The sequence below is a fragment of the Clostridium sp. HMP27 genome, from assembly GCF_000765165.1.
Classification (GTDB): domain Bacteria; phylum Bacillota; class Clostridia; order Clostridiales; family Clostridiaceae; genus Clostridium_AK.
The window spans coordinates 1-11,354 of sequence record NZ_JMFY01000061.1 but is presented as its reverse complement, the minus strand read 5'-3'; the positions used below and the strand labels follow the sequence as shown (position 1 = coordinate 11,354).

Here is an 11,354-nt window from a genome sequence, read left to right as displayed (position 1 = left end):
ATGCATTTATTATTTTATTATATGGTTTTAAGTTAAGATATTTTGTAAAAAGAAAGTGAAGATAATTTTCAATTTATAAAGTCTTCATAATATCTTTAAAAGAAATTGATAAAGTTTTATAATAGTAAACATAATTGTTAAAGATTAATTTATACAGTAATATACAAATTAAATAAAATAAGAGGTGAAATATGAATAACATTTTAATAATTGAAGATGAAGAAAGTGTATCAGAAGTATTGAAGGCTTATTTGGAGAAAGGTGGATATAATGTTCAATGCACCACAAAAGGACTAAAGGGTATAGAACTATTTAATTCTATGGATTTTAAACTAGTTATACTGGACCTAATGCTTCCAGACATTAGTGGGGAAGAAATATGTAAAATAATAAGGGAGAAATCCGATGTGCATATTTTTATGCTTACTGCAAAAGGAAGTCTAGATAATAAAATTGAAGGATTAAATATTGGTGCTGATGAATATCTAGTTAAGCCATTTAGCCCTAGAGAATTAACAGCAAGAGTTAATGCATTATTTAGAAGATTAAAGGGAGAAAATGAAACTTCAAGTTTTACCTTTAACGATGGGAGACTAATTGTCGATTATGATAAAAGGACCATAAAGATTAATGGAGAGGAAGTGGCATTTACTCCAAATGAATTCGATATATTGTATACTCTCATAGTAAATAAGGGTAGAGTATTGTCAAGAGAGCAGCTTATAGATAAAGTATTTGGAGTGGATTTTGATGGATACGATAGAACCATTGATGTTCATATAAAAAACATAAGAAAAAAGATAGAAGAGGATACCAAAAATCCTAAGTATGTTATAACTGTTATGAAGGTAGGATATAAGTTTGGTGGTGAAAATTAAGTGCAAACCATTAGAAAAAGATTAAGTATATTATTTTTTACATGCTCCATTGGGGCAATACTTTTGATCACAGTATTTGTAAATGCAACTATAAACGATAAATTCAATCAATACATGCTAGATATACAAAATAAAAGAGAAGAGAGAATTGTATCTTACTTTCAGGAAATATACAAAAGAGATGGTAAATGGTCAAATAATTCTGGGTCGGAGCTAATGCATGAAGCTTATATGAGCAATTATTGTTTAACACTTTTAGATATTAATAAAAAACCTATATGGGGCATGGAGCCAGATTTAATCAAAAACACTTCTCACTTAAACACTATGATAGTAAAAGATAATGGAGTATACAATTCTAAAAGATTTGAAATTATAGTTAATGGTAAATTAGTCGGTTATGTGGATATTGGTCAATACTCATCCGTATTATTATCCGAAGAAGATATAAACTTTAAAACTTCTATAAATAAAAGCATTATTATCAGCGGGCTTGTGACTCTATCTATTATAATTATATTAAGTCTTTATTTTTCAAAGCAATTCTCTAGTCCAATTAAAGAAGTTGCTAATATGTCTGTAAAATTATCTGAGGGCAATTTTAATGCAATTTCTAATACTCAAAGTAACATTAAGGAATTGGAAAACCTAAGAAGAAGTGTTAACATATTAGCTGAAAAATTAAAATATCAAGACGTGCTTAGAAAGAGATTAGTATCTGACATATCTCATGAAATAAGAACACCTTTGAACGTACTGCAAAACAATCTAGAAGCAATGATAGATGGGGTTTTTCCAGTTACAGAAGAGAGATTAAATTATCTTAATGAAGAAGTGATAAGATTTGGAAGCTTACTAAATAATTTAAATACTCTAAAAGAATTTGAAACTGAAAGTATAAAGCTTAATTTCCAAAGAGTATATTTAGATCAATTGATGAGTGACATTTGTGAAGATTTTTATATGGCAGCAGAGAATAAGGGCATTAGGCTTCATTATCATATAGAATCTAATAAAAGTTATGATATAACTGGAGATAAAGATAAATTAAAACAAGTATTTATAAATTTAATATCTAATGCATTGAAATTTACAGAAGAACAGGGAGATATATGGGTTAGCCTATATACACATAATAAAAATGTTATAGTAGAAATTAAAGATAATGGTATTGGAATCAAAAAAGAAGATTTAGCGTTCATTTTCGAAAGACTGTACAGAGGAGATAAGAGTAGAAATGAAATTGAAGGGAGCGGAATAGGATTAACTATTGTTAAGAACATAATACAGCTTCATTCAGGAAATATAGACGTCAAAAGTGAAGAAGGAAGAGGAGCTACTTTCAAGGTTGCATTTAATAAATTTTAAATAATGATTGTATAAGTAATTAAAAAAACTTTGATAATTAAATTTATCAAAGTTTTTTAATGTAAAAATTCATAAAAACAATTAAAATAAAAATAGAAGTCTGTTTGGGGAAACAGACTTCTACTTTTGTAATAAGTATTAACAGTAAATTATTTGGGGAATTTACTCATATAAAAGCTATCAATCAATAAGGATGGTTATTGATTAACTTACTATATTCATATTATATTATCGAATTATGTAGATGAGATGAAGAAAAGAAAAAGTGTTTGAGATGATAAAAAATAATTATAGTATAAATTTTAAGTTATTATTAAAAATCTTCATATGGTCTTCATAGGATTTAAGTAATATGTACCTAAAGGCAAGAAAACATATAAGGAGTTGTAATTATATGAAAAAGACAAAGAAAATAATAGCTATACTTGCTTCCTCAGCTTTAGTTATATCCTTTGCAGGATGCAGCAGAACGATAACGGGGAACAAAGAATCAGATAATGCGCTTAAAGCTTTTAATGAAATTGTAAAGGCTTATCCAGAAAATAAAGGTTTCCATAGTGAGTTACAGCACTGGGGATTTAAGCTTCCAACAGGAGAAAAATTTGAATGGAGCAAAGATATGTCAGCTAATAAAGCAGACTTCGCCATGGTAATGTTAGCAGATCCTCTGATAAAAGCAGGATTGGATGTCAACAAGCTTGATAAGAGTGAATGGTTATATGAACCTGCTGCTAAAGATGATAAGGGAGAAAGTTTACCTAATAGATTAATTAAGCCATACAATGTAAGTGATAAAAAAGAAGCTTCTAATGGATCAGAAGACTCTATGAGAAGATTATTAAAATCAAATACTAATATTGTAAAATATCATGAAGATCAAAAGCATTATAGACTAATTATTGGAGAAGGCAATGAGGTACAATGGACAGAAAAATTAGGATTAAACGATGCTGATATGATATTTGTGCTTAAAGCAGAACCACTTATAAAAGCAGGACTAGATGTTAATAAACTTGAGGGAAGTGGATGGGTATTTAGAGAAGCAAGCAAAGATAATATGGGGATGGGAGAAAATCCAGATCAAATAGTGAAAATATATAATATAAGTAAATAATGATTTTTTATTTTGGTACAGTGCACCCCCAATGGGTGGAGAGGTTAAATGAATATAATGGATTACCTTCACTCGAAAGGAGGAAAATAATGAATCAAGAGAAAATGAAAGCTTTGGCATCGTTAAAAACTGCAAAGGGTCAAATTGAAGGGATTATAAAGATGCTAGAGCAAGATAGGTACTGTGTAGATATATCTAATCAAATAATAGCTTCCCAAGCTTTATTAAAGAGGGCAAATATGCTGATATTAAAACAGCACTTAAATCATTGTGTAAAGCATGCCTTTATACATGACAGCGGAGAAGAAAAAGTTGATGAAATAATGGGTATCTTAGAAAAACTCATTCAAAAGTAATATTAAAGGAGATGTATGATATGAAAAATTTTTTTAAGAATCTTATAAAAAAAATTGCTGATCAAAATAGCAAATCTTTTGGTAATGGTAAATTAGATTGTTGTGATTTAAATAAATCTAACAATGCTACTAAAGGAACTGATACCAATAAGAAGTAATTAAAAAGAGGTGAATATATTGAATAAAGTTCTTAAAATAGAAGGAATGACCTGTGCAGCTTGTGCTAAAGCTGTAGAAAGAGCATCTAAAAAGTTACAAGGCGTTACTGATGCAAATGTAAACTTTGCTACAGAGAAATTAAACGTTAGCTTCGATGAGGCAAGGGTATCTATTGAAGACATTCAAGCAGCTATTGAAAAAGCAGGTTATAAAGCTAAAACTGAATCTAGTACAAAGACATTAAAGATTCAGGGAATGACTTGTGCAGCTTGTGCTAAAACAGTTGAAAGAGTAACAAAAAAGTTGGATGGTGTTATAGAATCTAATGTAAACTTTGCAACAGAAAATTTAAATATAAGTTATGATTCTTCAAAGGTTAGAGTTTCAGATATAAGAAAAGTAATAGAAAAGGCAGGTTACAAAGCTGTAGAAGAAGAAACCAATGTAGATGCAGATAAAGAGAGAAAAGAAAAAGAAATAAAATTATTATGGAAAAAGTTTGTTATAGCAGCAATATTTTCAGTACCATTACTTGTTATAACCATGGGACATATGTTCGGGGGACCTATTGGATTTAAACTTCCAGAAGTTATAGACCCTATGGTAAATCCTAGGACCTTTGCAATAGTACAGTTAGTACTCGTTATACCTGTTATGGCTGCGGGCTATAAATTCTTTACAGTAGGATTTAAATCCTTATTTAGGAGAAGTCCTAACATGGATTCTCTAATTGCCATGGGTACCAGTGCGGCGTTCTTATATGGAATATTTGCTATAGTACAGATTTTTAGTGGTAATGTAGATTATGCATATGATTTATACTTTGAGTCAGCGGCAGTTATTATAACACTTATAACGCTTGGTAAGTATTTAGAATCAGTTACCAAGGGTAAAACCTCTGAGGCTATAAAAAAGCTTATGGGGCTTGCTCCTAAAACAGCTATTATTATTAGAGATGGAAAAGAGCTTGAAACTCCTATAGAAGAAGTTGAAGTAGGAGATATAATTGTAGTTAAGCCAGGAGAGAAGATGCCTGTGGATGGTGAAGTAGTAGAAGGTACTACATCAGTAGATGAATCTATGTTAACAGGGGAAAGTATACCTGTAGAAAAAAATACTGGAGATAAGATTATCGGTGCAAGTATTAATAAAAATGGTACTATAAAATATAGAGCCACAAAGGTTGGTAAAGATACAGCTTTAGCTCAAATTATAAAACTAGTAGAAGACGCACAGGGCTCTAAGGCGCCAATTGCGAAATTAGCTGATATAATTTCAGGTTACTTTGTTCCAGTAGTTATGGTGATTGCAGTTATTTCAGCTTTTGCTTGGTATATGTCTGGGGAAACAGGGGTATTTGCTCTTACTATATTTATATCAGTTCTGGTAATTGCTTGTCCTTGTGCACTAGGCCTTGCAACTCCAACAGCAATAATGGTTGGAACGGGGAAAGGTGCGGAATATGGTGTGCTGATAAAGAGTGGTGTTGCTTTAGAGACTGCTCATAAAGTAAAAACAATAGTATTTGATAAGACTGGTACCATTACAGAAGGTAAGCCAAAGGTTACAGATGTAGTTGTTACAAATGATATAACACAGGATTATTTATTGCAATTAGCTGCATCAGCAGAAAAGGGATCAGAGCATCCTCTTGGCGAGGCTATTGTAAAAGGTGCTGAGGAAAAGGGACTAGATTTTAAAAAACTTGATTTCTTTAAGGCTATTCCTGGCCATGGAATTGAAGTTAAAATAGATGGAAAAGATATTTTACTTGGAAACAGAAAACTTATGGTGGAAAGTAATATATCCTTAGAAAATCTAGAGGAAACTTCTCATAAGCTAGCTGGAGAAGGTAAAACTCCAATGTATGTGAGTATTGATGGAAAGATGGTAGGTATCATTGCTGTTGCTGATACTGTTAAAGAAAACAGTAAAAGAGCAATAGAAAAGCTTCATGAAATGGGAATTGAAGTAGCGATGATAACAGGAGATAATAAACGAACAGCAGAAGCCATAGCTAAACAAGTGGGAATAGATAGAATACTAGCAGAAGTTCTTCCTCAAGATAAGGCTAATGAAGTTAAGAAGCTTCAAGCAGAAGGTAAGAAGGTTGCTATGGTTGGTGATGGTATAAATGATGCTCCAGCACTAGCACAAGCAGATATTGGTATAGCTATAGGTTCAGGTACAGATGTAGCTATGGAATCAGCAGATATAGTTCTTATGAGAAGTGACTTGATGGATGTACCAACTGCAATACAATTAAGTAAGAAAACTATATTAAATATTAAAGAAAACTTATTTTGGGCATTTGGATACAATACTTTAGGTATACCTGTAGCAATGGGAATACTGTACATCTTTGGTGGACCACTTTTAAATCCAATTATTGCAGCAGCTGCTATGAGTCTTAGTTCTGTATCAGTACTCGCTAATGCATTAAGACTAAAGGGATTTAAGCCAGCTAAGTAGGGAACTCAAATCTATGATTTGATGTGAGTCACTTTATCATTTGAGGAACGAGAAGGAGTTTCCTATTAAGTTAGCTTAAAACATTTAAATATATATTTTTAGGAGGAATACAAAATGAAAAAGAAAATATTAGTTGAAGGAATGAGCTGTGGACATTGTGTTAATCATGTTAAGGAGGCATTAAATGAACTTAACGGAGTAACTAGTGTAGATGTAAATTTGGATGCTAAAACAGCAATAATTGAAACATCTGTAGAAGTAAAAGATGAAGATATAAGATTTGCTATAGATGATGCAGGATATGAAGTTGTAGGTATAGAAGTATTATAAATATAATAAAGAGCTTTGATAATTAATTTTATCAAAGCTCTTTTATAGTTTTTGTCTTCATACAATCAACATATATTTTCTATATACTATACTCATAAAATAATCTTAAGTTTTAAAAATGAATTTGATATGTTAAAAGCAAAATAGTAATTTATTTTATCGTTATGAAATATAAAGTAAGAGTTACTTTATATTATGAATACATACTAGGAGGGAATTTATGAGTATTGTAAGAGAAAAGTATAAGGTGTATGATATGACCTGTGCATCTTGTGAAAACAGAGTAGAAAAAGCCATTAAAAAATTGGATGGAATATTAAGCGTAAAAGCAAGTTATGTGGGGCAATTTGCTAAAGTTGAATATGATAATGAACTTTGTGATTCAAGTAAAATAAAAGCTGCTATAAAAAGTGCTGGGTACAGTACAGAAAGCTCTAATGACTACAAATTCATGGGAGTTTTTATATTAGTAGCACCTGTAATTATGCTTGGTATGAAAACAAGTGGTTTTGATATGGAGTCAAAACTTACTAATGCTTCTTATGCAGTTCTTTTTGTGGTGGGTATTCTTACTTCTATTCACTGCGTAGGTATGTGTGGTGGAATCATGCTATCACAAAGTTTATCAAAAGAAAGCAATAATAAATTTGAAGCTATACAGCCAGCACTTTTATATAATTTGGGAAGAGTTTTATCGTATACTATCTTAGGTGGAATAATTGGTGCACTAGGATCTGTATTTTCTATTTCAATTACTGCAAAAGCAGGGCTTCAAATATTTGCTGGTATATTTATGATTATGATGGGATTTAATATGGCTGGATTTAGCGCATTTAGAAAGTTTAATATTAAGCTACCTCACATATCGTGTAAAACTAAAAATAAATCTGGTTCTCCTTTTATAGTAGGAATTTTAAATGGGCTTATGCCTTGTGGCCCTCTTCAAACTATGCAGCTTTTTGCTTTAGGAACAGGAAGTGCTGCAAAAGGTGCTTTATCAATGTTTATGTTTGCAATTGGTACGGTACCACTAATGCTTACATTTGGCGCTGTTTCAGGGCTTTTAAGTAAAGGTTATACAAAGAAAATTCTTAAATTTAGTGGTGTTCTTATTATAGTTCTTGGCTTTATTATGGGAAATAGAGGTTTTGCACTAGCAGGTATAAATATTAATCCAATGCCAATGGTAGCTAGTAAAGTACAAAGCTTACTTGGCGGAAGTTCTTCAGCTTCAGCTAGTGGAAATATAGCTAAAGCTACTGTTGAAAATGGAGTACAGGTTATAAGGATGACTGCAAATAACAATGGATATACTCCTAATGCATTTTATGTACAAAAGGGAATGCCAGTAAAGTGGATAATCAATGGTGAACAATTAAATTCTTGTAATAATGCTATTGTGGCATCATCTGTAGGAGTTGAACAAAAAATTAAAAAAGGTGAAAATATTGTAGAATTTACTCCAAGAGATAAGGATATAAATTTCAGCTGCTGGATGGGAATGATAAGAGGAGTAATAAAGGTTGTAGATAATCTTGAAACAGTGGATACAGCAAAAACAGATGCTTCCATTCCACCTCCAAGCACAGGTCCAAGTTGCTGTGCAGTTCCATTAGATGAGGATTCTGAAGGAACATCTTCAGCACAAAGCATTTATGGTGATGATATAACAAAGGTTCCAACTGATACATTAATTAATAAAGCTTCATCTATTGGAAACTACCAAAGTGCAAAATTCAAAGGTATTGGTTATGAATTGCAGCCATTAATAGTTGTTACAGGAAATACTGCTAAAACTAAGCTAACCTTTGATTTAAATGACTTTGATAATGTGGAAGGTAAATATCGCATTGTAGATTCAAATACAGGCAATGAAATTACTTCATTTAATGCTAAAAAGGGTGTAAATGAGATAGAATTTAGTCCTAAAAAAGTTGGTGGATATGCAATAGTTAAAGAGGATTTCATCTTAGGAATAATTGAAGTAGTAGATAACTTAAATACTGCTGATTTAGAAAAGGTGAGAGATAATTATTTAAGTCAATAGTTAAAGTATTGTAAATAAAATTATAAATATAAATAAACATCAGATCTAAGAGTTTACACTTCATAGTTCTGATGTTTATTTTTTAATCAAATATATCTGTTATATCACAAAATCTGCATGTAATTTTTGAATGTGACAAGTTTTCAGCTTCATTAACATGGTGACTCATATTACTCATATTATTCATTTCCATCATTTCATGATCAGTAGAAAGGATCTCTTCAATTTTTACTTGTGAAGTATAAGTAATATGTGCTGTATCACCTATAATAAATCCATGCATAAATGGAGGACGAGGCATGTCTTTCGGTGGAATAGGTTTAATTGACTTTATATACTTTTGTACTACAGGAGGTACAGCATTATCACCTATTAAAAGAAGAGGTGTATGCTTACCCATGTGAGCAAATAGCATTCCAGCTAATGTATCCATAGGATGACTTAGGGTACCAAAGGTAAATGCATGACCATCTACATAATTTCTACCCCAACCAAATTCAGTTTTAGGATTTTTATATTTAGCAAAATTCACTGCAATCTCGTAAGGATTTTCACCATCAATTCTAGTTAAGTTTTTTATATTATCTAGCTTACCTAAATCTTCTTCAACAGCCTTTGATATTGTTTTTGATGAACCTACAATATAAACATTAATATCATGCATTTTTTTAATAGACTCTATTGTACAATGAGGAATACTATCCTTCTTTACATAAAGTATAGGATCACCATGATGAGCACTCCAATAAGGAGTCATTATGCCCTCAGAAAAATTTTCACCAGATACTATAAGTATATTTTCAAAGTCTTTTCTTATACTAGGTATTTTACATGCAGTTTCATAGGAGTTACGGCCAGATATACCATAGGTTTTTAAACCATAATGATTTAGTTCTATAGCTATGTTATTGGAAATATTACCAACCAATATTACATGTATTCCTTTGTAGCCTTTAGGGCATAAACGTCTTATTTCAATTAATGTTTCCTTGCTTAACCTATTGCCATCTGTAAATAAAATTGAAGCATCGATAGGCATATGAACTAATGCCGCAGCGGCTATTGCATCAAAAACTTTATTTTTATTAACTAAAATTACAGCGTTAGGCTTCATATGTGTAAAAACAATTTTAGATACACCAACTGATGCATCCACAGAAGTAGAACTACAAACCCTTGTGGTATTTGATGTAAGGGGACAAACCTCTTTTATATTATTGTACATTTTATCCTCCTAAAGATACTATCTATTTCAATTATATGATGAAATAATATTTCATGTTACATTATTGTAAAGAAAATGATACATGCAAATATGTCTCTAAACAATATAAAGGGATGCACTGTTTTTAGTGCATCCCTTTATTAGCATGTTAAAAAATAATCGAAATGGTTTCTGAATGTTATCTATATGCATGTTTTAAATATATTACAGTTATAAATTTATAATCATTTTAACAAGGATCTTATTCTTAAGTATTCATCTTTACTTATGGTTCCTTCAGCAAATCTTCTATCTAAAATACTCAAGGCGTTATTTGATTGTCTAACTTTACTATAAGTTAGATTATTTTGATCCTCAAAAGTGCTTAAATAAAGAAACATGAAAATAAGTAAAGTAACCATTGGTAGAAACATCATAACTTTCAACCTCCTTTCACTAGTTATATTATATTAATAAAATATGTAGAAAGCATGGAGAAACACTTATAGTGATATGTTAAATAATGAATTTGTTAGTAAGGTTATATTCTTCATATTTCCTTCAAATTTACAATTTATAATTTGATTAAAGAATGAAAGATGAAATAGGAGGAAATGTTATGAAGAATAAAATATTAGCTATATTAGGTGCAGCGGTGATTTCAGTAGGAGTAATAGCGGGAGTTGTCTTTGCAAGTGATATTAATGATAATGGTTTTAAAGAAAATCAACAAGTTGCAGTAAAAGAAAATAGCATTAACACAAGTCAAATATCTGTAGAAAGTGGTTATCCAAAAACAAAGAATACTGTAAAGAAAATTAGTACTAATGACAATACAAACTATAACAAAAATAGCGCTAATACCCCAGCAAAGGATACGTATCAGGATATGGTCAAAATCATGAAAGACAATGGTTTTAAAGATGCAGCTAGATATATGCAGACTAGAAATTATGATGCAATGACAAATTACATGAATAATCTATCACAAGAGAATTATGATAAAATGATTGAAATCATGAATAATAATGGTTATGGGTACATGGGACAAATGATGAAATCAATAGGTAGAGAAGGTATGATTCAAATGCATAACTCAATGAGAAGCATACAAGGTAGTGATGTAAACAGTGGCAATTACAATAACATGATGGGTGGTTTTTAAATAAAACCATAATACATTTCTTGAAACACAATGTCTAGAATCATATCTAGGCATTGTGTTTATTTTTTGTATAATAAATATTCTAAGGTTTAATAAAAGTTAATATAGGTAAATTTACCATAAAATTAACAAATTTTACAATTACATTCATCTTCATCGTATCTTCATAACTTTTTTATAAAATGTAACACGGCCATAGATATTATAGACCAATGTAAGATGGAGGTATAAGCATGAGTGAAAAATATTTAATAGTAGGTG

The 11,354-nt window shown here is 30.6% G+C and carries 11 protein-coding genes; 9 read left to right on the top strand and 2 right to left on the bottom strand.

The annotated features are described in order from the left end of the window. Positions 1–191 precede the first annotated feature (191 nt). The 8 genes from DP68_RS18425 (at position 192) to DP68_RS18395 (ending at position 8,724) form a co-directional block, all read left to right on the top strand. Positions 192–878 (top strand): response regulator transcription factor, encoded by a 687-nt coding sequence (locus DP68_RS18425; protein WP_035311959.1) that lies wholly within the window; start codon positions 192–194, stop codon positions 876–878. Next, positions 879–2,246 (top strand): ATP-binding protein, encoded by a 1,368-nt coding sequence (locus DP68_RS18420; protein ID WP_035311958.1) that lies wholly within the window; start codon positions 879–881, stop codon positions 2,244–2,246. It abuts the gene before it with no gap. A gap of 394 nt (positions 2,247–2,640) precedes the next feature. Beyond that, complete coding sequence (locus tag DP68_RS18415; protein ID WP_035311957.1) at positions 2,641–3,360, top strand: hypothetical protein; 720 nt, start codon at positions 2,641–2,643, stop codon at positions 3,358–3,360. Positions 3,361–3,449: 89 nt separating this feature from the next. Next, positions 3,450–3,716, top strand: a complete 267-nt coding sequence (locus tag DP68_RS18410) for a metal-sensing transcriptional repressor (RefSeq protein ID WP_035311956.1) — start codon at positions 3,450–3,452, stop codon at positions 3,714–3,716. A 20-nt stretch (positions 3,717–3,736) separates the two neighbouring features. Beyond that, positions 3,737–3,874 carry an LDCC motif putative metal-binding protein gene (locus DP68_RS19820; protein ID WP_291550326.1) on the top strand — a complete coding sequence of 46 codons (138 nt, stop codon included), beginning with the start codon at positions 3,737–3,739 and terminating at the stop codon, positions 3,872–3,874. 16 nt (positions 3,875–3,890) lie between these two features. Continuing rightward, positions 3,891–6,347: a heavy metal translocating P-type ATPase gene (locus tag DP68_RS18405; RefSeq protein WP_035311961.1), complete on the top strand. Its 2,457-nt coding sequence runs from the start codon at positions 3,891–3,893 to the stop codon at positions 6,345–6,347. 114 nt (positions 6,348–6,461) lie between these two features. Beyond that, the gene (locus DP68_RS18400) at positions 6,462–6,677 is read left to right on the top strand and encodes a copper ion binding protein (RefSeq protein WP_035311955.1); all 216 of its coding nucleotides are present in this window, start codon (positions 6,462–6,464) and stop codon (positions 6,675–6,677) included. A 220-nt stretch (positions 6,678–6,897) separates the two neighbouring features. Next, a complete protein-coding gene (locus DP68_RS18395; protein ID WP_035311954.1) occupies positions 6,898–8,724 on the top strand; it encodes a sulfite exporter TauE/SafE family protein in 1,827 nt (608 codons plus the stop codon). Between the two features lie 82 nt (positions 8,725–8,806). Here DP68_RS18395 and DP68_RS18390 read toward each other — a convergent pair whose 3' ends face one another. Together DP68_RS18390 and DP68_RS18385 are read right to left on the bottom strand one after the other, a co-directional pair. Then, complete coding sequence (locus tag DP68_RS18390; RefSeq protein ID WP_052085908.1) at positions 8,807–9,949, bottom strand: cell wall-binding repeat-containing protein; 1,143 nt, start codon at positions 9,947–9,949, stop codon at positions 8,807–8,809. 224 nt (positions 9,950–10,173) lie between these two features. Continuing rightward, the gene (locus DP68_RS18385) at positions 10,174–10,365 is read right to left on the bottom strand and encodes a hypothetical protein (protein ID WP_035311952.1); all 192 of its coding nucleotides are present in this window, start codon (positions 10,363–10,365) and stop codon (positions 10,174–10,176) included. A gap of 182 nt (positions 10,366–10,547) precedes the next feature. Here DP68_RS18385 and DP68_RS18380 point away from each other — a divergent pair, with 182 nt between their 5' ends. Next, positions 10,548–11,093, top strand: a complete 546-nt coding sequence (locus DP68_RS18380; RefSeq protein WP_035311950.1) for a hypothetical protein — start codon at positions 10,548–10,550, stop codon at positions 11,091–11,093. Positions 11,094–11,354 lie beyond the last annotated feature (261 nt).

What these genes read in the sequence shown, in the direction of transcription:
- DP68_RS18425 (WP_035311959.1), top strand. Translation starts at nt 192, where the DNA reads ATGAATAACATTTTAATAATTGAAGATGAAGAAAGTGTATCAGAAGTA.
- DP68_RS18415 (WP_035311957.1), top strand. Translation starts at nt 2,641, where the DNA reads ATGAAAAAGACAAAGAAAATAATAGCTATACTTGCTTCCTCAGCTTTA.
- DP68_RS18410 (WP_035311956.1), top strand. Translation starts at nt 3,450, where the DNA reads ATGAATCAAGAGAAAATGAAAGCTTTGGCATCGTTAAAAACTGCAAAG.
- DP68_RS19820 (WP_291550326.1), top strand. Translation starts at nt 3,737, where the DNA reads ATGAAAAATTTTTTTAAGAATCTTATAAAAAAAATTGCTGATCAAAAT.
- DP68_RS18400 (WP_035311955.1), top strand. Translation starts at nt 6,462, where the DNA reads ATGAAAAAGAAAATATTAGTTGAAGGAATGAGCTGTGGACATTGTGTT.
- DP68_RS18395 (WP_035311954.1), top strand. Translation starts at nt 6,898, where the DNA reads ATGAGTATTGTAAGAGAAAAGTATAAGGTGTATGATATGACCTGTGCA.
- DP68_RS18390 (WP_052085908.1), bottom strand. Translation starts at nt 9,949, where the DNA reads ATGTACAATAATATAAAAGAGGTTTGTCCCCTTACATCAAATACCACA.
- DP68_RS18385 (WP_035311952.1), bottom strand. Translation starts at nt 10,365, where the DNA reads ATGATGTTTCTACCAATGGTTACTTTACTTATTTTCATGTTTCTTTAT.
- DP68_RS18380 (WP_035311950.1), top strand. Translation starts at nt 10,548, where the DNA reads ATGAAGAATAAAATATTAGCTATATTAGGTGCAGCGGTGATTTCAGTA.